Genomic DNA, 19,271 nt, shown 5'->3' with positions numbered 1-19,271 from the left:
CCGCATGTTCCGCCGTGACCCCCTGCGCGCCGCCCTGTCCGGGGTCGAGGGGGTGCTGGGCCAGGACCTGCGCCCCGCCCTACCCCTGCTGCGGCTGGCCCTGCGGCGCGGCGGGGTTCTGGGCGTGGCGCGGGGGGGAAGGGCGGCGCTGGCCGGGGTGGGCGGCGTGCCCGAGGGCGGCGTCTTTGAGCTGGCGAGCGTCACCAAGCCCTTCACGGCGGCGCTGGCGGGCGTCCTTGTGCGGGAGGGTCGGCTGGGCTGGGATCAGCCCCTGTCCACCCTGGGAGGGCCATGGCGCGGCTTTCCCGGATTCGTGACGCCCCGCGCCCTGGCGACGCACACGGCGGGGCTGCCGCCCCATCCGGCGCGGATCATCGTCACCAGCCTCACCCGTTTTCAGGACCCCTACGGCGGGATGAGCGCGCGGGACGTGCTGGCGAGCGCGCGGCGCTGGGCGAATCGGCGCGCGGCGGGCCGCTTCGCCTACTCCAACCTGGGGATGGGGGTCCTGGCGCTGGCCCTCGCAGACGTTTCGGGAGAACCCCTCGGCGCGGCGGGCTACGCACGAGCCTTAGCCCGGCACGTGACAGAACCGCTGGGGCTGGGCAGCGTGACCCTCACGCCCCCATCCGCGCGGCTGGTCATCCCCGTCCCCACCCTGTTCGGCGAGGGGGTCACCGGCTTCGGGCCGTTGGCCGGGGCGGGGGGGCTGTTCGGGACGGGGGCCGACCTGCTGACCTTCGCGGCGGCGCACCTGGACGGCCACCTGGGCGAGGACTGGCGGGCGGTGACGCGCCCTCCCGGCCTGCCGCCCCACCTGACTGCCGTAGCGCCCGGCTGGTTCGAGTCGCGCGGCGTGTGGTGGCACGACGGGGTGGCGCGCGGCACCCGGACGGCGCTGGGCTTTCGCCCGGCGGACGGCGCCGCCGCGGTCCTCCTGGTGCGCGGCGGGCTGCCGCTGCTGGGCCTGCGGGGCGCCGTACCGATGGGGCTGCTGGCGCTGCTGCGGGCTTAACACCCGCTCAACCCCGGGCGAGCGCCGCGAGCTGGTCCAGAGGAATGGCGTGGACCAGCGGGTCCGCATGCCGGTGCACCAGCCTCCAACTGGTTTCCTCACGGCGAAAGATCAGGGTCACGCGCAGGGACCAGTCCTGGTCCGGCAGTCCGCCCACCCGTCCATATTGGCGTTCCACGCCGACGAGGACCGCGAGGTCGCCCGAGCTGTAGGCGGCGTCCACCTCCAGCGTCGCTTCACCCCCCTGAAAGGTGCGCGCCGTCGCCTCCAGGCGCTCCGGCGAGGCATCGAAGCCGCGCGTCACGGGGCCGCCGTACGGCGCCATCAACGTGTAGTCGTCGGCGTGCCGAATCAGGGTGAGGTAGCGGCGCAGGTCTCCCCGGATGTAGGCCCCGGCCGCCTGGGACACGCGCTCTATGAGGGCGACCAGGTCCGCTTCGGTGATGCTGGGTTGCGACATGCCCGTGTCCTCCTGGGCCGGGGGGTGTCGCCGCAGGGACCGAAGGGGTCCCCTGGCCCCGCAGTCGCGTCACTGGGTCGAGCGACTGGAGCGCCCCCGAACCGGTTTCCATCTTCGGGCGATTGTCCCCCTCACGGCACCAGCCAGGTCACCGCCCGCGCGTCGTTCAGCCCACTCAGGAGGACCTGCTCGCGCCAGTTGTTCTGGGAGAGCCCGAACACCGTGTCGTAGCGGCGCAGGTCCGTGCGGGTCAGGGCGTACAGGTTGCCGTCGGGGGCGAAGGTCACGTCGCGCAGAGCCGAGAAGAAGGTGACGGTGACGGCGCTCGTCCGCGCCCCGTCCCACAACCGCAGGGGCTGGCTGCTGCCGTCCCCGCCCAGGGTGGCGTCGCGCCAGGCGGCGAACAAGTTGCCCACCGAGCCGCTGCCCGCGCTCGTCCACAACCGGTCCACCCGGCCCGTGCCGAAGGCGGTGACGGTCCGCGAGGGGTCCGGCTCGCCGGTGTCGCGCAGGGGCTGGACGCCCGCGTCCGTCGCCGCGTAGATCAGGCTCCCGCTGGGCGCGAGGTCCCGGATGGCGACGGTCCGCACCGGGGTGCTGGAGGTGGCGACGATGTCCCCGGTGTTCTGGGGGGCGACCCGGATCGTCTCGCTGCCCCCGCCGACAACCGGGCGCGCCACGACCCCCGTGTTGCCGATCACGGCGATGCGGAGGGGCGGCGTGTCGGGTGTGGCGATGGGGGGCGTGAAGGTCGGCAGGGTGGCCGTCCAGACCAGGGTGCCGTCCGTGCGGTACAGCGCGAGCTGCTGGGGGCCGTTGACCGTGCCGCCCGTCCCGCACTGGTTGAGGGTGAGGAGGCGGTCGCGGGCGGCGCTCAGCGCGGTGGCGGTCAGGCAGGTCGGGGTAAAGGGCAGGGCCGCGAAGGGGGCCGCGTTCGCCAGGTTCACGTCCCGGCTCTCGACGCCTCCGGCCAGGGTCAGGGCGAGGCGGGCGCCGCCGGGCAGCGTGTCGAGCGTCACGCCCCCGTTCACGCTGACGGTCACGTCGCCGGGCGCGGGCGTGGTGCCGCCGCTGCTCGTGGTCACGGTGCGGACCGTGGCCCCCCCGTCCGTGAGCACCGCGAGCCGCAGGGTCACGGCTCCCTCGTCGGTGCCGGTGCAGGCGGCGAGCAAACCGGGAAGCAGCAGGGCGAGGGCCATCAGGCGGGGGCGGGACATGGGGGACCTCCGGGGAAAGGTTCAGCGCAGCGGCAGCAGGGGCACGTTCAGGCCCTCGGTGCCGTAGTCGAAGAGGGGGTAGCGGTCGGTGCCCGGCAGGCTGATCCCCAGGCGGTAGCGGCGCAGGCTCATGTCGATCTCGGCCTGCAGGGCCCAGCAGCAGCGGTCGATGGTCAGGCCGATCACGGGCGCCAGCGGCGTGGGGTTTTGCCGCACCCCGTCCACCCAGGTGAAGCTCTGGCGCAGGCTGCCCGTCAGGTACGCCCCCGGACGCGGGCCGTTGCCCAGGGCAATCCCCACCCGGATGGGGTCGAGGACCAGCGTGTCGGTGGGCACGTCGTCCGGGTAGGTGCCGCTGCGGGTGCGGAAGTAGGAGACCCGCGCCGAGAGCGCCGCCCGGGAGCCGAACAGCCAGGAGTTGGCGCTCACGTCCGCCCGGGTGAGTTCGGTGCGCGGCTGGTCCAGGCCCGGCGTGTTCACCACGGCGGCGACCGCGAGCGACTGCCCGGGGCGGGTGGCCGTCAGGCTGCCGCTGAGGCTCGGGCGGGTGAAGCCCCCCCGCCGCAGGTCGTAGGGGCCGCCGTACGTGAGCTGCCAGTTCGTGGCCCGCCCGCTGACCGTCCCCACGCTGAAGGTGATCGTGCCGCTCTCCTTGGCCGTGTCGGGCTGCTCCAGCGCGATGTCGTGCGTGGTGGAGGCGGTGTACGCCCCGCGCCACGTGACGCTGTAGCTCCCGGTCAGGCGCGGCGTGATCAGGTTGAGGTTCTCGCGCCCGGTGAAGCTGACCGGGTTGAGCACCGCGTCGGTCGCGCTGACCCCGCTGAACTCGACCCCCACGGCGCTCAGGCGGGGGGTCTGGATGTCGTGGGTCGCGTACACGCTGAAGGAGTTCGTGCGGATGTCCCCCGTCACCGTCGCGCGCACCGTGAAGGGCTGGAAGCCCCCCGCCCGGGTGTAGGCGCCGTTCGCCGTGACCGTGAGGTTCGGCGCGGGCCAGTTGCTGCTGCGCGTGACGGTCTCGGGCTGGGCGGGCACGGCGGGCGTGGTCGCGGTGGCGGGCTGGGCCGGGCGCGCGGGCGTGACGGTCACCTTCCCCGAGTTGGGGTCCCCCAGCGTGAGGCTGAAGTCGCTGCTCTCCAGCTCGCCCGTCGAGAAGTTGTGCGCCAGGTTGTACGTCAGGTTGACGGGCAGCCGGTTCACGGTCACCCGGAAGGTCGTGGGCGGCTGCTGGCTCGCGGGCAGGAACAGGTCGCGGGTGTACGAGACGCCGAAGGTCACGTCCTTCACCGGCACCGTGTTCAGGTCGAGGCTCAGCGGCGCGCTCAGGCGCCGGGTGGGCAGCGCGTCGAAGGCGAAGGGGCTCGTCCCCTCGATGCGGATGTAGTTGTAGCGCAGCCGCACCGTGTTCGTGACGTTGAAGCGCTGGGTGAGCTCCGCCCCGACGTTCAGGTTCACCGTCCTGGCCCCGGTCCCGTAGTAGCGCCCGGTGAAGGCGTTCGTGAGGGTCAGGTCCGCGTTCCGCCAGGGCTGGGTGGTGTAGGTCAGGCTGTGCTGCTCCTCCAGCCGGGTCGTGGTGATGTTGGGCTTGCCCCCCGCCTCCACGGCGGCCAGGCGCGAGAGGGGGTTGACCTGCGCCGTGTAGCGCCCCGCCGATACCCGGAAGTCGGCGCTGAAGTTGCCCTGGGTGTAGGGCTTGGGGTCCACGACGACTTCCGGGGTCCGCAGCGGCGTGCTGAGGGGCACGGTGGGCTCCGGCCCGAAGCGGCCATTGTAGTTGAACTGGGCGCTGAAGAGGGGGTACTCCGCGTTGGCGGTGAAATCCACCCGGGTCACGTTGCGCTCGGGGTCGGTCGCCGAGCGCCCGATGTCACGCTGCACCACGCTGAGGCTGTAGTCCGCGTCGCGCAGGGCGAGCGAGAGGGGGAAGCGGCCCTTCACGCTGAAATCCAGGTCCACGTCGTAGCCGACCTGCCGGGTGCCGTCGGGGGCGAAGGGCCTGGGGTTCGCCAGCGCGTAGAGGTTCAGCCGGTCCACGTAGGGCAGCGGCGCGTAGGACCGCAGGTTGACCCCGAAGCCGATGCTGGGGTTGCGGTTCTCGTAGTAGCGCAGCAGGGTGGTGCCCAGCGTGGTCGACCCGATGGAGAAGGGCAGGTCCACCTCCACCGTCCGGCCATCGGGCTGGCCGTTCCCGATGACGAGACGGGGCTGGCGCTCGGGATCGCCGAGGGGGAGCACCACGACGGGCAGGTACAGCACCGGGCGGTCGGCGAGCAGGAGCTGCGCCCGGTACGCCACGAGGCGGTCCCCGGGGTACACGACCAGACGCTCGGCCCGGAAGGCGTAGTCGTTCGGCGTGCGCCCGCACTTCGCGCAGGGGGTGAAATACCCGGACGTGGCCCGCAGTTGCCCGGGGATGCGCTCGACCTCGCCGCCGCGAATCTCCAGGTTCCCGTCGCTGATCAGCACGTCCTCGCCGGTGAGCTGCTCCTGCCCGAGGTCCACGACGAGGTTCTCGCCCTGGAGGTTTTGCCCCTCCTTCGCGGTTCGGTAGGTCGCCGAACCGATCAGCGTGAGGGTCCGGCGGGTGCGGTTGTACTCCACGCGCTGGGCGAGCACCACGTCGTCGTCCACCCGCAGCTCGACGGTGCCGCCGTCCTCGCCCCCGGTGATGATCACGATCTCCTGGTCGTCCACCCGGCGCAGTTCCAGCGTCTGGGCCTGGACGATCCGCACCGTCCGGGCCGCCGCCTCACCCAGCGCGAGCAGCCCGGCGAGCGAGGTGAGGGCCACCAGGGCGCCCCGGCGCACCTTCCGCCGGAAGAGGTTGCCGATGGTTTTACTCGCCATGTGATCCGGTCAGCGCGAGGGGGGCGGTGGGGGCCAGGGTGGGCAGCGGGCGGGAGAGCGCGAGGACCGGCCTGGAGTCCGGCACGCCCGCGAGCACCCCCAGCGTGGTGCCCGGGTAGTAGAAGCCCAGGATGTGCAGGTGGTCCTGCCCCTGCCGCGCGAGCCCCAGCGCCCCGTACTGCGAGAGGCCGACCCCGTGCCCGGCGCCCGCCCCCTCCACCACGAGGGGGGTGTTCGGCCCCACCGGACCGCTCAGGGTCACCCGGCTGCTCGCCGCCCCGAGCGAGCGCACGAAGCCGCCCGCGTCGGCGCCGCTCAGGCGGGTCACGCCGCCCGTCCCCGTCAGGGTGACCTCCTGCGCGCGGCCCGAGAGGCTGGCGCGGGTGATCCGCACGGAGTTCAGGGTCCCGACGCGCACCCGGTAGCGCGCGGCGACCTCCGCCACCTTGGCCGCGCTCACCTCCAGCCGCCAGCGGGCGCGCGGCCCCCCCGCCGAGTAGGGGTCGGCCTGGGCGGGCAGGTAGGGCAGGTCGCGGCCCCAGGTCTCCGCGCTCGACGCCGTGTAGCCCCCCGAGTCGCTGGAGAAGTAGGTGCTCGCGGGCCGGCCCGCGTAGGCGACGACCTGTCCGGCGGTCGCCCGGATCGCGGCGTCCGAGCCCGGCTTCTCGGCCTTCAGGCCGCCGTACATCTGGCAGCTCTCGGTGGCGCAGGTGTCAAACGGGAGCGCGGGGTTGATGCGCGCCGCCACATACGTCCGCGCGATCACGGCCTGGGCGGCCAGGGCGGAGGCGGGCCAGCTCGCGGGCATCTCGGCGGGAACCACGCCCCGCAGGTAGTCCTCCACGTCCACCACGTTGATCGCCTGCACGCTGCCCGAAATGGCCCGCAGCAGCACCCCGCCCCGGTAGGGCTTCGCGGCGATCTCCACCACGCTGCCGGGCGAGGGCGGGAGGTACAGGGTGCTGCTCCCCGCGTCCCGCCCGTTGAGGGTGAGGTTGTCGCCCTGCACGCCCACACTCCAGGCGTTCATCGGCAGCGGGGCGGGCGAGACCCCAGGCACGGCCAGGGTGCCCGGGGCCGGGGCGGACGTGCCCGGCAACCGCACCGTGAGCTGCGGGGCACTGACGACCAGCACCCGGATATTCAGGGCCTGGGCCGCGGTCAGGGCACTCCCACCGAGCGCCAGTGTGAGCATGAGAACGCGCATCTGTCCCGAGAGTATACGGGGCGGCCTCTGTACCTGGCCTGACAGGAAGGTGAGAGCGGGAACCTTCCCCTCATCGCCCCGCGCCGGGCACGGCATGATGAGCCCCATGACAGCGGGGGCGGGACGGGTCTGGGCACACGTCGGGCAGGCATTCGCGGAGAAGAGCTACGACGTGGTGATCGTGGGCGCCGGGCGGATGGGGGCGGCCTGTGCCTTCTTCCTGCGGCGGCTCGCGCCCTCGCTGCGCCTCCTGATCGTCGAGCGCGGCGGCCTGCCCAACGAGGAGGGGGCGACGATCCTGGCGCCGGGGGTGTGGACCCGGCTGGACGTGCCCCCGGGCCGGGAGGCGGAGGCGGCCTGGGTGCGCCGCACGCTGGAAGAGGACTTCGGGGACGTGCAGTTTGCGGCCCGCCCGCTGCTCAGCCTGCACCCCGAGGAGGTGGAGGGAAGTGTGCCGACGACGGACACGCTCACACGCTTTCCCGAAGCCGCGAACCTCCTCGACCCGCAGGCCCTCCCCTTCGCCGGGCTGGACGAGAGCGCGGCCACCTACCGCCCCGGGGCCGTCGCCCTCGCCTGCGGACAGGGGGCGGTGCGGGCGGGCGCCGACCTGCTGCTGAACACGCACGCGCACCCCACGCCGGGGGGCCTGTGCCTCGACCGCCTGACCGTCACCAACACGCACGAGATCGTCACGCACGAAACGCATGAGGTGAGGGCGGGCGTGGTGGTCGTGGCGACGGGCGCGGACGGTCCCCACGCCGCCGAACACGACTTGGGCGTTCATACGTCGCACGGGCGGGCGTACCGGCAGACGCCGCGCCTGAACACGCCGAGTACGGACAGCACACCGATTCTCCGGGCAGGCGGCCTGACCGTGCGCCCGCAGCACGGCGGCTTCACCCTGATTCCCCCCATCCACCACCGGGACCCGCACGGCTACGTCCCCACCGGAGGCCGCCTGACTGGCGTGCCCGTCGGCGTGCGGCGCGAGACGCTGGAAGACCTCATCCGCCTGATGGACGCCCTGCCCCTCCTGGGCACCGAGGCATTGGAAGTCGGCCACAGCCTCGCGGACGTGCCCGGGGCGTGGCTCGCCCTGCCGAATGGACGGGCCGACGCGCCACCCGTCCATGAACGCCTGACAGCCGGCGCCCATCTCCTCCTCGGCGGTCCTCTGGCGGACACCTTGGGGCTAGCGGTGGCTTACGATCTGGCCGCAGAAATTGCGGGGGTGCGGGAGAGGCCGTGGGAGAAACAGTCCGTGCAGAACGTCAAAAAAGCTCCTCTCCCTTGAGGGGGGAGGCCGGGTGGGGTGAGCGGGCGCGGCGTCCAAGGGCCAATCCGAATGTCCAGGCCCTCTTGTGGTGAGGGCACGTGGCGCTGCTCACACGCCCCCTCTCCCCAAACCTCCAGACGGCCCGCACCTACCCCCCTTTACACCGCTTCCCTCCCCCTACCAGCGCCGGGCGCCCCGCTGCTTCCCCAACCGGCGCTCCGCCTGCCCCAGCAGGAAATCCAGGGCGCGGTCGCGCTTGCGAATCTTGGTGTACTTGCCCCGCTTGGCCTTTTGGTTGCGGCGCAGCAGGCCGATGACTTCCAGCGCGACCGGCGCGTAGACCATCCACTTGCTGAACTTGCCCTTTTGCGAACGGGTCTTTTTCATGCCCCCAGTACGACCGTTCGGGGGGAAAAGTTGCTGAGGCCGGGCTCAGCCCCGTGCACGCTCGAACGCACCGTCCAGAAAAACGGGCCCCCACGTGGACGCCGGGCCTACACTGAGGCATGACACAAACGGTGGACAGGGTGACGGCCCTCCGTGACCAGCTTGTCGCGTGGCGGCGGCACCTGCACATGAACCCCGAGGTGGGTTTTCACGAGCACGAGACGGCGGCGTACATCGAGGCCGAGCTGCGGAAGATGCCGGGCCTGACGGTGTCGCGCCCCACCGAAACGAGCGTCCTCGCCGTGCTGAAGGGCGGGAAGCCGGGCCGCACCGTCCTGCTGCGGGCCGACATCGACGCCCTGCCCATGGAGGAGGAGAACACCTTCGAGTTCCGCTCGCAGAAGTCCGGCGCCATGCACGCCTGCGGCCACGACGGGCACACGGCGATCCTGCTCGGCGTGGCGAAGCTCCTGTCGGAACAGGCGGCGGAGGTGCCGGGCGAGGTCCGCATGATCTTCCAGCACGCCGAGGAGATCGGGCCGGGCGGCGCCGAGGAACTCGTGATGGAGACGGGCCTGATGGACGGGGTGGACGTGGTGACGGGCCTGCATCTCAACAGCCAGCTCCCGGTCGGGCAGGTCGTGGTGAAGCCGGGCGCCTTCATGGCGGCGCCCGACACCATCCACATCACGATTCAGGGCAAGGGCGGGCACGGGGCGCACCCCGAGCAGACGGTGGATCCCATCGCGGTGGGGGCGCAGGTCATTACCAACCTCCAGCATGTGGTGAGCCGCCACGTGGCCGCGCTCGACGCCCTCGTCGTCTCCATCACCTACTTCCAGAGCGGCACCACCCATAACGTCATCCCCGACACGGCGACGCTGATGGGCACGGTGCGGACCTTTGACCCCGAGTTGCGCCAGCGGGCCCCGGGGCTCATCGAGCGGGTGGTCAAGGGCATCACGGCGGCCCACGGCGCGAACTACGACTTCAAGTACGAGTTCGGCTACCGGCCCGTCATCAACACGGACTGGGTGGCGGCGCAGCTCAAGGAGATCGCGCTGGAGACGGTCGGCCCCGAGCACTACGAGGACGCCAAGCCCACGATGGGCGGCGAGGATTTCAGCGCCTACCTGGAAAAGGCGCCCGGCGCGTACTTCAACGTGGGCTCGGGCAGCGACGAGGCCGACAGCCGCTGGCCACACCACCACCCCCGCTTCACCCTCGACGAGGCCAGCCTGGAGACGGGCGTGCGCATGCTGAGTGCCGCCGCGCTGCGCCTCGCCCAGCCCCAGGAGTAGGCCCGTGCTGCCCGAGGCCCTCGCCCGCCAGATCATCACCGACCACGAGCGGCACCCGCGCGGGAAGGGGGAGATCGAGGGAGCCCCCCACGCCGCCCTCGACAACCCCGGCTGCGGCGATCAGGTCACGGTCTGGGTGCGGCCACTGGCCGGGAGGGTGGCCGAGGTGCGCTTCACCGGGCGCGGCTGCGCGATCAGCCAGGCGAGCGCCAGCCTGATGACGGGGGCGCTGGCGGGCAAGTCGCTGGACGAGGCCCGCGCCCTCGCCGCCCGCTACCGCGCGATGGTGATGGGCGAGGCTCCGCCCGACCCGGGGCTGGGGGACCTCGTGGCCCTCGCGGGCGTGAGCCGCCTGCACGCCCGGCGCAAGTGTGCGCTGCTCGCCTGGAACGCGCTGGAGGCGGCGCTGGCGGGGGCCTGAAGGGCGTGGGGCACCAGGGCTCTTTGATCCCCCGCCCACGCGCCCCGTCCTCGGGTGGGTGGTGAGGGCTTCCTAGCGCCGTCCCGGGCCGCTTCCTAGCCGGTCGGAAACATAGAGATACATCTCCACCAGCCGGGCGGGGAGGCCGCCGAGCTGGACCCGCTGGCCGCGTTCGTCGGCCCCCTCCAGGCTCACCCAGCCGTCGCGCAGGGCGAACCCGCGCGGGAGGTCCCCGGGGTGCGGGCCGAGCAGGTACACCGTGCTGCCACCGAGGAGGACGGCGTAGGGGTGCAGCCGGACCCGCTCCACGCCCCGCATCAACAGGAGGTCCCAGGTGGAGGGCACCAACCGGGGGTGCATCGGCCCGACCGTATGACCGAAATGAAGCAGGGCCTCCCACTCGTTCTGGTCATGCATACCCCAACTCTAGCGGCCCCATTCTCACTGTTTCCACACCGGCGGGCCCCCACCCGGGGACGGTGAACGGCCTTTCAGCGCCCCCTCAGGGTGGTCTGCACCGCGCTCATGAACTCGGCGCGGGTGCGGGCGTCCTCCTTGAAGAGGCCGCGCATGGCGCTCGTGGTCGTGCTGGAGTTCTGCTTCTGCACGCCGCGCATCGCCATGCACAGGTGGATACCCTCCATCAGCACGGCCACGCCGCGGGGATTCAGCAGTTCCTCCACCGCGTCCGCGATCTGGGTGGTGATGCGCTCCTGCACCTGGAGGCGCCGGGAGTACAGGTCCACGATGCGGGCGAACTTGCTCAGGCCCAGGATGTGGCCGTCGGGGATGTAGGCGATGTGCGCCCGGCCGTAGAAGGGCAGCATGTGGTGTTCGCACATGGAATAGAACTCAATGTCCTTCACGATCACCATCTCCGAGCCGTCGGCGGCGAATACGGCGTCCCCGGCGGCGTCGGCGAGCGTCTTCTGGTAGCCCGCCGTCAGGAAGCTCCAGGCTTTCGCCACCCGGTGCGGCGTCTTTTGCAATCCCTCGCGGTCAGGGTCCTCGCCGATGGCCGAGAGCCAGTCCTGGGTCAGGGCGCGCAGGCCGGGCACTTCCTGCCGCTCGTCCGCGGCACTGATGGTGGGGGGAATGGTCAAGGTAGGGCTCTCCTTCCCGCGCCGGGGGGCGGCGCGAGTGAATAAGCCCGAGTGTAGGCCCGGGCGGGAGGGGGGACTGTAGGGAAAGCTTTCAGCCGTCAGGCTGGCTGCCCCTCACCCCCAGCGGACCTCGCCGTACGTCTGCTCGCGGGCGGGGCCGCACGAGAAGATCACGACCGGGCAGTTCACCGTCTCCTCGATCAGGTCGAGGTACGCCTGGGCTTCTTTGGGGAGGTCAGTGCGGCTCCGCACCCCGTCCGTAGTGGCCCACCCGGGCAGCTCGCGGTAAACGGGCTGGCCCCCGGGGCCGTACTCCACGCAAACCTTGACCGTGTCGAGGCCCGCGAGGATATCCATCTTGTTGATCACCAGGCCGTCGAAGCCGTTCACGTCCACCGCGTAGCGCAGGAGCTGGAGGTCGAGCCAGCCCACCCGGCGGGCGCGCCCCGTCGTCGTGCCGAACTCGTCCCAGGGGTTGGAGCCGTCGCCGCGCAGCCGGGTCTCCATCTCGCCGAACACCTCCGTGGGGAAGGGGCCGTGGCCGACGCGGGTGTTGAACGCTTTCGCCACGCCGTACACTTGGCCGACCGCCTTATGGTTCACGCCCGCGCCGACGAGGATGCCGCCGACGGTGGGATGGCTGCTCGTCACGAAGGGGTAGGTGCCGTAATTCAGGTCGAGGAGGGTGGCCTGCGCGCCCTCGAACAGGACGTTCTCGCCGTCCTTGATCGCCTGCCGCAGCTCCGCGCCCGTGTCCCGCACGAAGGGCAGCAGCGCGTCGCGGATGGGAAGCAGGTAGCCCAGCGCGTCCGCCACGGTCGTCCAGCCCGCGTCCCGGGTGGAGTTGGGCTTGGCCTCCAGTAGGCGCTCCACCCGCTCGCGCAGCACCGCGTCGTCCGCCAGGTCCCCGAAGCGGATGCCGACCCGCCGCGCCCGGTCGGCGTAGGCGGGGCCGATGCCGCGCCCGGTCGTCCCGACAAAATCCTTGCGCCCGTCCACGTACTTGTGGTGCGGCAGGACGAGGTGCGCCCGGTCGCTGATCCGCAGTTCGGGGCTCAGTCCGCCGTCGAGCAGGTTCTGGCGCTCGGCGAGGAACTTCTCGGGGTCGATCACCATGCCGTCACCCAGGACGCTGACCGTACCCTCGTGCAGCACCCCGCTGGGCAGCAGGTTGAGCTTGAAGGTCTGGCCCTTCGCAGTGACGGTGTGCCCGGCGTTCGCGCCGCCCTGATAGCGCACCACGTAGTTCGCCTGCGGGGCCAGGAAGTCAGTGATCTTCCCCTTGCCCTCGTCCCCCCACTGCGCGCCGATAATTGCAATTCCAGGCATCCGAGGCCTCCCGCCGCGCGCCCAGACTGGCTCCCTTGCGCCCGACCGGGGCAAAAAAAAGCACGGCGCGCGGCACCGTGCCTGAGTGTAACCCGGCGGGGTGGGCGGGCGGCCTGTCCCTGTCCAGAAAGCGGTCAGCAACCAGCCGGAGGGCTGATCGCTGACCGCTGAAAGCGAGCCGCTTTTAGATCACCAGGATGATCGGCTCTTCCAGTGTCGTGGCCACGCTCGCCAGGAACCGCGCTGCCTTGGCCGCGTCCACGTCGCCGTTGAGGGTCAGCGCCGCGCGACCGTCCTGCACGCGGCCCACGCTGAGGGTCACGGTGTGCCCCAGGTGCAGGTCGTCCAGGTCGAGGGCACCGGCGTCAATCACGAGCAGGTCGGGCGTGCCGCCGCGCTCGGTGCCCAGGGCGGCGAGGGCGTCGCGCAGGCTGCCGGGCTGCACGGGGCGGGCCTGTCCGCCGCCAAGGTCATGCACGGCCACCGTGTTCAGGCCCAGGCTCTCGGCGTGGCGGGCGGCGGCGCGGGCCACCAGCAGCGCGAGGGGCACGTCCTGCCCGAGCGCCGCGCTGAGCTGACGGCGCAGCTCGGCGGCGGGGGCCAGGTTGGCGTCGCGGCGCAGGTAGATGCCGAACGACACGGCCTGGCGGGGACGGGCCGCCTCGGGGACGGGCAGCTCGGCGGGTTCGGGAAGCACGGCCTCGGGCTCCGCCACCCGGACCTCGGGCTGCTCCTCCACCGCCGGAACCGCGGGCATTTCGGGAGCCAGCGCGACGATCTCCTCGGGCTCCACCTCGGCCACGTCGTGGACCTCGGGCTGGAGTTCGGGGGCCGGGGCGGGGACCTCCACCACGGGAGCCTCGACCACAGGAGCCGCGGCCACGGGAAGCTGGGGGGCGGGGACGGGTTCGGCGGCGGCAGCCGGGACCTCGGGCACCACGGGCGCCGGGGTGGGCTGGGCGGGGGGAGCCGCAGGAGTGGGCGCGGGCTGCTGGTACAGGCGCGAGAGCAGGCCGCCCAGGCCGCCGCGCAGGCCACCCGCGGGGGCCGCCGGGGGTGGGGTGGGCTCGGCGCGGGCCGCGACGGGCTCGGGCTGGGCTACAGCAGCCAGGCCGGGGGTGTGGTCCAGGGGAGCGGGAGCGGATGGCCGCTCGCGGCCCAGGACCGGGGCGGGGGGCACGAACTCCGGCGCGGGGGCAGGAACCGGGGCCACCTCTTTGAAGGCGGGCGCCGCGAAGGCCGCGACCTCCACGGGTCGGCGCTCCGGCTGGGGGGCGGGCAGGGGCTGCTCGTCCTCCTCCAGTTCGAACTCCAGGGCCTCCTCCTCCAGGGTGACGGGGGCGGGCGCGGCGGCCTGCGGCTGCCCGACGAGGGCGGCGAGGTCGGAGTCCACGCCCGCGCTGCTCAGCATGTCCATGGAGGGCATGCCGGGGGCGAGCAGGCCGCCGCCCGGGGGCAACTCGGTGCCGTTCCACTCGGGCGGGGGCGCGTCCACCGGGGTGGCCGGGGGCTCTTCCTCACCGCTCATGATGCGCGAGAGGTAGCTCAGGATGTCCCCCTCGACGATGAGGCCGCCCTCGCCGCTGCCGTGCAGGTTCCGCCAGTCAATACCGTTCGCTTCCGCCAGAATCTTGGCGAGCGGAGCAATCCGTTCCATTCATGTCCCCCTTTGCGCGCCCCTGGTCGGGGCCTGGTCGCCGCCGGACGGCTGGGTCCGTCTGTGGCCGGTGCGCTGTCGCATGGGTGTCAGAGTGCCGCCTCGGCCCTGACAGGCTTCTTTCAGAGGGGCGGGCAGAATCTGACCTGCTTCCCTAACCGCTCCCCGCCAGATGCTACGCTCGGGGAGTTGCCGCGCTGCCCGTGCGGGTGGGCGCCCGGCAGGGAGTTCTGAATGCAGATATTCGAGGAGATCCAGTCGCGCGGGCACGAGGCCCTGACCTTACTCCACCACGCCCCCAGCGGGCTGAAGGCGGCGCTCGCGGTGCATTCCACGGTGCTGGGTCCGGCCATCGCGGGGGTCCGGCTGCGCCCGCTGGACGAGGAAAACGCGATCCGGGGCGCCCTGGCCCTCAGCGAGAGCCTGACCCTCAAGGCCGCGCTGGCGGGCCTGAACTACGGGGGCGGCGCCTGCGTCCTGCTGATGCCGGAGGCGGGGGTCGAAGACCCCCACGCCCGCGAGGCCCTCTTCCGGGCGCTGGGCCGCAAGGTGCGCGCGCTGGAGTCCCAGGTCGTCCTCACCGAGGACATCGGCGTGACGGGCTCGGACATCGCCTTTGTGGCGCAGGAGACGCCTGCCACGCTGGGCGTGAACACCGACACGAGCGCCGTGACGGGCTACGGCGTGTACCGCGGCATGAAGGCCGCCGCCCGCTACGCGCTGGGCAGCGAGAGCATGCGCGGGGTGCGGGTGGCGATCCTGGGGGTGGGCGCGGTGGGCCGCACCCTGGCCGGGCACCTGCACCGCGAGGGGGCACGGCTCACCGTGGCGGACCACCGGCTGGAGCGGGCCCAGGAACTCGCCGACGACCTCGACGGGATCACGGTCGTGGGGGCGAACGAACTGCTGGACGTGCCCTGCGACATCCTCTCGCCGTGCGGGTACGGGCACTCCGTCCGCAGCACGGACGTGCCCCGCCTGCAGTGCCGCCTGATCGCGGGGGGCGAGCACCACCCCCTCTCCCGCCGGGGCGAGGCCGCCGTGAAGGAGGCCGGGATCATGTACATGCCCGACTTCGCCATCAACGCGGCGGGCCTGATCGCCGCCGCCACCTCGCTGACCCCCGAGCAGGCCGCCGAGCGGGTGTACGCCACCGTCTCGCGCGTCGCCTCGGTCGCCGAGCAGTACGGCAAGGCCCCCCACGTGGTCGCCCGCCGCATGGCCGAGCGCAGGATCGACCTGATCGGAAGCCTGGGGACCGGGGCGGCGCTGCAAGGGAGGAGCGCGTGAGGGGGTCAGTGAGTCGGTCGCCGTTCTGTTCCCACTCCCCACTCCCCACTTCCCACTTCCCGCGCCGGGGTCGCGCGTGACCTCCCCCTTCGTCATCGGCGTGGCGGGCGGCTCGGGAAGCGGCAAGACGACCGTGACCCGGCGGGTGATCGAGACGGTGGGGGCGCAGGGGGTGGCGGTCCTGAGTCAGGACAACTACTACCGGGCGCAGGACGACATTCCCTTCGAGGCTCGGCTGGGGACGAACTACGACCACCCGGCGGCCTTCGACTGGGCGCTGCTGCGCGAGCAACTGGACGCGCTGCTCTCGGGCGTGCCCATCGAGATGCCGGAGTACGACTTCACCCAGCACACCCGCTCGGCCCAGACCACCCGGGTGCTCCCCGCGCCCGTCGTGGTGCTGGAGGGGTTCTTCGCCCTGTACGATCCCGAGCTGCGCGAGCGGATGCACCTCAAGGTCTTCGTGGACGCCGACGCCGACGTGCGCTTCATCCGCCGCCTGCTGCGGGACACGCAGGAGCGGGGCCGCACGCCGGAGAGCGTGATTCACCAGTACCTGGAGTTCGTGCGGCCCATGCACCTCTCGTTTGTCGAGCCCACCAAGCGCTACGCGGACGTGATCATCCCCCACGGCGGCATGAACGAGCCCGCGCTGGACATGCTCGCCGCCCGCATCCGCACGACGATCTGAGCCCTCCCCCTTTCGGCGGATGACGGCCCCGCGCCTCCCGGGCAGGCTGGCCCCGCTCCTCCTCCCCCCAGGCCCCCTCCCCCTTCTAGGATGGCTCCCGTGACCGACCCGAACCCGACCCGCCCGCCCCTGTCCGCCCGGACCTCCCCCGGCCCGCTCGTGGCCCCCGCGACTCCCGCGCCGCCACCCACCCGCTCCCGCCTGGCCGCGCCGCTGCTCGCGGTGATCCTGCTCTCGCTGATCCCGGCGCTCGTGCTCGCGTGGCAGCGCGTTCAGTTCGAGCAGGCGCAGAAGACGGTCGCGCTCGTGATGGACTACCCCGCGATGGCCGTGCAGGCGCAGCGGGTGGGCCTGACCCCGCAACAGCTCCTCGACCGCTATAAGGCGCTCGGCGTGAACGGCGCGGCGGTGTACGACGACGTGATCGGCAACCTGGTGCAGCGCGGCGACATCTACGAGAAGCGGGGGGCCGACCTGGCCGCCGAGAACCCCGGCTCGGGCGCCAACCCGCAGTGGGTGTACCTGCGCTCCCTCAAGCCGGGGGTGGCCGAGGCCCTGCCGCAGCGCTACACCATCCCCACCCGCGAGGTCACGATCGCCGGGCAGAAGTGGGTGGGCTGGCCGACTGACCCCGATTTCCTGCCCGCCGGGCCTCCGCAGGACATCCTCAACAGCCTCAAGGCGCAGGGCATGGTGATCGTCTACCGCCCCTACGACGACGAGGCGCTGCGCGAGCCGGGGGCCGACTGGCCGGACGTACCCTTCGTGGCCTTTACCGGCGACGAGGTGATCGGCGCCCGGACACCCGAGCGGCTGGCGAAGATCGATGAGCGGCTGGGAACCCGGCTGCCCGCGATCATTGAGAGTTCGGAGCAGCTCGGCCTGGACACGCTGGTCGAGACGCACGGCGGCGCGCGGATGTTCGCCCTCAACCCGAGCTGGCAAAACCGCATCGGGCCGGAGGCGACCGCGAGCAAGTACGCCCTGGCGGCCCGCGAGCGCGGCCAGCGGCTCCTGTACCTGCGCCCCTTCCCGACGGTGTACGAGACCGAGCAGTTTCTGCGGCGCACCTCTGAACTGCTCAACCGTTCCGGCGTGAAGGTTGGCAACCCGGTCATCCGGCCCTTCCAGCCCAACGACACGCTGCGCGTTCTGAGCATTTTCGGGCCGCTCGCCGCGCTCGTCCTGCTGGGCCTGAGCTTCCCGCTGGCCCGGCTGGGGCTGGTGGTGGCGGGGCTGGCGGGGCTGGCCGCCGTGGGGCTCAACGGGGGGCGGCCTTTCGAGAGCGCCGCCTTGATCGCCGCGATTACCTTCCCCGCGCTGGGACTGGTGCTGCGGCGCTCCCGGGTCACTGACTGGTTCCTGGCGACGGGCCTCTCGCTGGTCGGCGTGCTGTTCGTCTCGGGGCTGGGGGCCAACCGGGAGAGCGTGCTGGGGCTGGAGCCCTTCCGGGGCGTGGGTCTTACGCTGCTCGTGCCGCTGGTGTTCGTGGGCCTGAGCTTCCTGCCGCGCCAGGACATCCGCCAGACGGCGCGCGACCTCTACAACACGCCGCTGCGGCTGGGCGACATCGCGGTGATGGCGCTGGGCCTGGCCGTCTTCGCGCTCGTGTTCCTGCGGCGGGGCAACACCAGCTCGGTGGGCGTCAGCAGCACCGAGGCGCAGGTGCGGCAGGACCTCCAGGACACGATCATCCGCCCCCGCTTCAAGGAACTCGCCGGGCACCCGCTCGCTATCGTCGGCCTGAGCGGCGTGCTGCCGGGCTACTTCAGCCTCCTCCTCATCCTGGGTGGGGTGATCGGGCAGGCCAGCATCCTGAACACCTTCTCGCACTTCCACACCCCGCTGCTGATCAGCGCGGCCCGCTGCTTCATCGGGCTGGGGGTGGGCTTGTTGATCGGCCTGATCGCCATTCCGGTGCTGAACTACGCCCTGCGCCTGTGGACGACCTACGGCACCCGCCGCCCCGTCCGCGAGCGCGAGGTGCAGGCGTGAGACAAGCTCCGTCTGGTAAACGGATGCGAACCGTTGCGGAGGCCGTGTGAGGGTCGCTGTCAGCGGCTACTACGGCTTCGGCAACACGGGGGACGAGGCCATCGCGCTGGCGATCACGCGCGAATTGAAGAAACAGGGCGCCACGCCGCTGCTCCTCTCCAATACGCCCGAGGAGACCGCCCGCGCCTACGGCTGCGAGAGCGCTGCGCGGATGCGGCCCGGGGCGCTCCTCGGGGCGCTCGCCCGCTCGCAGGTCGTGCTGTCGGGCGGGGGCGGCCTGCTCCAGGACCGGACGAGTGCGCGCACCCTCACCTACTACCTGGGCGTGATCCGGGCGGCGCGGCTGCTGGGTAAGCGCGTGGTCGTGTTCAACCAGAGTGTCGGTCCCCTCAGCGAGGAGGGGGGGCGGCGGGTAGCGGCGGCCCTGAAGGGCGTGCGGGTGATCGTGCGTGACCGGGGCAGCCTCGACACCCTGCGGGGACTGGGGATCGAGGGGGAACTCGGCGGTGATCCGGCGCTGCTCCTCTCCCCCACTCCGAATCTCACGCGCGACCCGGACCGGGTGATCGTGGCGCCGCGCGGGGACGTGACGGACGCGACCGAGGGCCTGAGGACGGTCACCGAGCGGCTGCGTGAGCGGGGCCGCCGCGTCACCGCCCTGAGCTTCATGCCCGACCATGACGACGAGGCGGCGCACAGTCTGGGGGCGGACGACGTGCTGAGCACCCGGGACCCGCAGGTCGCCCTGGACGCCATCGCGGGGGCGGGTTTCGTGGTCGGGGTGCGGCTGCACGCGGTGATCCTCGCCGCCGCCGCCGGGGTGCCCTTCCTGGGCGTCGCCTACGACCCCAAGGTGGCGGGCTTCTGCGCGGACGCGGGCGCTCCCGCCCAGCCGACGACGCTCGATCCCGAAACGGTTTGCCTCCAGGCCTGCTCCCGCTCGGCCCCCGACTGGACCGCCGTGACGGAGATGAAGGCGCGGGCGGAGCGGAGCTTCACGCGGGCGCTGGAGCGGTAGGCGAGGCCCGGAAGGTCGAAGGCGGAAAGCAGCAGGCCGGGGTTCGCTCCAGCC

General features: G+C 72.3%; 17 protein-coding genes. 8 read left to right on the top strand and 9 right to left on the bottom strand.

Annotation, left to right across the window (positions count from 1 at the left end):
• The first annotated feature begins 4 nt into the window (after positions 1-4).
• Complete coding sequence (locus DAERI_RS15040) at positions 5-1,015, top strand: serine hydrolase domain-containing protein (RefSeq protein ID WP_103130254.1); 1,011 nt, start codon at positions 5-7, stop codon at positions 1,013-1,015.
• Between the two features lie 7 nt (positions 1,016-1,022).
• On the opposite strand, the gene DAERI_RS15035 is transcribed toward DAERI_RS15040, so the two are convergent.
• The 4 genes from DAERI_RS15035 to DAERI_RS15020 form a co-directional block, all read right to left on the bottom strand.
• A complete protein-coding gene (locus tag DAERI_RS15035; RefSeq protein WP_103130253.1) occupies positions 1,023-1,475 on the bottom strand; it encodes a YybH family protein in 453 nt (150 codons plus the stop codon).
• A gap of 131 nt (positions 1,476-1,606) precedes the next feature.
• Positions 1,607-2,692: a hypothetical protein gene (locus DAERI_RS15030; RefSeq protein WP_103130252.1), complete on the bottom strand. Its 1,086-nt coding sequence runs from the start codon at positions 2,690-2,692 to the stop codon at positions 1,607-1,609.
• Positions 2,693-2,713: 21 nt separating this feature from the next.
• Positions 2,714-5,539, bottom strand: a complete 2,826-nt coding sequence (locus DAERI_RS15025; RefSeq protein ID WP_103130251.1) for an LPS-assembly protein LptD — start codon at positions 5,537-5,539, stop codon at positions 2,714-2,716.
• Entirely contained in the window at positions 5,529-6,746 is a 1,218-nt protein-coding gene (locus DAERI_RS15020) for a SpoIID/LytB domain-containing protein (protein ID WP_103130250.1), read from the bottom strand. Before DAERI_RS15020 ends, DAERI_RS15025 begins: the two co-directional genes overlap by 11 nt.
• Positions 6,747-6,843: 97 nt before the next feature.
• Here DAERI_RS15020 and DAERI_RS15015 point away from each other — a divergent pair, with 97 nt between their 5' ends.
• Entirely contained in the window at positions 6,844-8,043 is a 1,200-nt protein-coding gene (locus tag DAERI_RS15015; protein ID WP_103130340.1) for an FAD-dependent oxidoreductase, read from the top strand.
• A gap of 159 nt (positions 8,044-8,202) precedes the next feature.
• On the opposite strand, the gene DAERI_RS15010 is transcribed toward DAERI_RS15015, so the two are convergent.
• On the bottom strand, positions 8,203-8,412 hold the full coding sequence (locus DAERI_RS15010) for a hypothetical protein (protein ID WP_103130249.1): 210 nt from the start codon (positions 8,410-8,412) through the stop codon (positions 8,203-8,205).
• 119 nt (positions 8,413-8,531) lie between these two features.
• On the opposite strand from DAERI_RS15010, the gene DAERI_RS15005 reads away from it, so the two are divergent.
• Positions 8,532-9,713 (top strand): M20 family metallopeptidase, encoded by a 1,182-nt coding sequence (locus DAERI_RS15005; RefSeq protein WP_103130248.1) that lies wholly within the window; start codon positions 8,532-8,534, stop codon positions 9,711-9,713.
• A 4-nt stretch (positions 9,714-9,717) separates the two neighbouring features.
• Entirely contained in the window at positions 9,718-10,134 is a 417-nt protein-coding gene (sufU, locus tag DAERI_RS15000; protein ID WP_103130247.1) for a Fe-S cluster assembly sulfur transfer protein SufU, read from the top strand.
• Between the two features lie 72 nt (positions 10,135-10,206).
• Here the strand turns inward: sufU and DAERI_RS14995 are convergent, their stop codons facing one another.
• From DAERI_RS14995 to DAERI_RS14980, 4 genes are all read right to left on the bottom strand, one after another.
• The gene (locus DAERI_RS14995) at positions 10,207-10,551 is read right to left on the bottom strand and encodes a hypothetical protein (protein ID WP_103130246.1); all 345 of its coding nucleotides are present in this window, start codon (positions 10,549-10,551) and stop codon (positions 10,207-10,209) included.
• A 74-nt stretch (positions 10,552-10,625) separates the two neighbouring features.
• Positions 10,626-11,237, bottom strand: a complete 612-nt coding sequence (gene folE / locus DAERI_RS14990) for a GTP cyclohydrolase I FolE (protein WP_103130245.1) — start codon at positions 11,235-11,237, stop codon at positions 10,626-10,628.
• Between the two features lie 114 nt (positions 11,238-11,351).
• Positions 11,352-12,566 (bottom strand): adenylosuccinate synthase, encoded by a 1,215-nt coding sequence (locus DAERI_RS14985; protein WP_103130244.1) that lies wholly within the window; start codon positions 12,564-12,566, stop codon positions 11,352-11,354.
• Positions 12,567-12,750: 184 nt separating this feature from the next.
• The gene (locus DAERI_RS14980; protein ID WP_103130243.1) at positions 12,751-14,223 is read right to left on the bottom strand and encodes an E3 binding domain-containing protein; all 1,473 of its coding nucleotides are present in this window, start codon (positions 14,221-14,223) and stop codon (positions 12,751-12,753) included.
• A gap of 234 nt (positions 14,224-14,457) precedes the next feature.
• On the opposite strand from DAERI_RS14980, the gene DAERI_RS14975 reads away from it, so the two are divergent.
• From DAERI_RS14975 to csaB, 4 genes are all read left to right on the top strand, one after another.
• Positions 14,458-15,513, top strand: coding sequence for a Glu/Leu/Phe/Val dehydrogenase family protein (locus tag DAERI_RS14975; protein WP_103130242.1), 1,056 nt, complete (start codon positions 14,458-14,460; stop codon positions 15,511-15,513).
• Between the two features lie 76 nt (positions 15,514-15,589).
• Positions 15,590-16,204 carry a uridine kinase gene (gene udk / locus DAERI_RS14970; protein ID WP_103130241.1) on the top strand — a complete coding sequence of 205 codons (615 nt, stop codon included), beginning with the start codon at positions 15,590-15,592 and terminating at the stop codon, positions 16,202-16,204.
• Positions 16,205-16,294: 90 nt separating this feature from the next.
• Positions 16,295-18,199 (top strand): DUF5693 family protein, encoded by a 1,905-nt coding sequence (locus tag DAERI_RS14965; protein WP_439952256.1) that lies wholly within the window; start codon positions 16,295-16,297, stop codon positions 18,197-18,199.
• Between the two features lie 46 nt (positions 18,200-18,245).
• A complete protein-coding gene (gene csaB, locus DAERI_RS14960) occupies positions 18,246-19,217 on the top strand; it encodes a polysaccharide pyruvyl transferase CsaB (protein ID WP_103130239.1) in 972 nt (323 codons plus the stop codon).
• Positions 19,218-19,271: the final 54 nt, after the last annotated feature.

The organism is Deinococcus aerius (assembly GCF_002897375.1).
Classification (GTDB): Bacteria; Deinococcota; Deinococci; order Deinococcales; family Deinococcaceae; genus Deinococcus; species Deinococcus aerius.
Note: the sequence above shows the minus strand (reverse complement) of the source record. Positions and strands in the feature narration are given on the sequence as shown.

Bases quoted from the DNA above. Each gene is read 5' to 3' on its own strand.
- DAERI_RS15040 (WP_103130254.1), top strand. From the start codon at position 5: ATGTTCCGCCGTGACCCCCTGCGCGCCGCCCTGTCCGGGGTCGAGGGG.
- DAERI_RS15035 (WP_103130253.1), bottom strand. From the start codon at position 1,475: ATGTCGCAACCCAGCATCACCGAAGCGGACCTGGTCGCCCTCATAGAG.
- DAERI_RS15030 (WP_103130252.1), bottom strand. From the start codon at position 2,692: ATGTCCCGCCCCCGCCTGATGGCCCTCGCCCTGCTGCTTCCCGGTTTG.
- DAERI_RS15025 (WP_103130251.1), bottom strand. From the start codon at position 5,539: ATGGCGAGTAAAACCATCGGCAACCTCTTCCGGCGGAAGGTGCGCCGG.
- DAERI_RS15020 (WP_103130250.1), bottom strand. From the start codon at position 6,746: ATGCGCGTTCTCATGCTCACACTGGCGCTCGGTGGGAGTGCCCTGACC.
- DAERI_RS15015 (WP_103130340.1), top strand. From the start codon at position 6,844: ATGAGCCCCATGACAGCGGGGGCGGGACGGGTCTGGGCACACGTCGGG.
- DAERI_RS15010 (WP_103130249.1), bottom strand. From the start codon at position 8,412: ATGAAAAAGACCCGTTCGCAAAAGGGCAAGTTCAGCAAGTGGATGGTC.
- DAERI_RS15005 (WP_103130248.1), top strand. From the start codon at position 8,532: ATGACACAAACGGTGGACAGGGTGACGGCCCTCCGTGACCAGCTTGTC.
- DAERI_RS14995 (WP_103130246.1), bottom strand. From the start codon at position 10,551: ATGCATGACCAGAACGAGTGGGAGGCCCTGCTTCATTTCGGTCATACG.
- DAERI_RS14985 (WP_103130244.1), bottom strand. From the start codon at position 12,566: ATGCCTGGAATTGCAATTATCGGCGCGCAGTGGGGGGACGAGGGCAAG.
- DAERI_RS14980 (WP_103130243.1), bottom strand. From the start codon at position 14,223: ATGGAACGGATTGCTCCGCTCGCCAAGATTCTGGCGGAAGCGAACGGT.
- DAERI_RS14975 (WP_103130242.1), top strand. From the start codon at position 14,458: ATGCAGATATTCGAGGAGATCCAGTCGCGCGGGCACGAGGCCCTGACC.
- DAERI_RS14965 (WP_439952256.1), top strand. From the start codon at position 16,295: ATGGCTCCCGTGACCGACCCGAACCCGACCCGCCCGCCCCTGTCCGCC.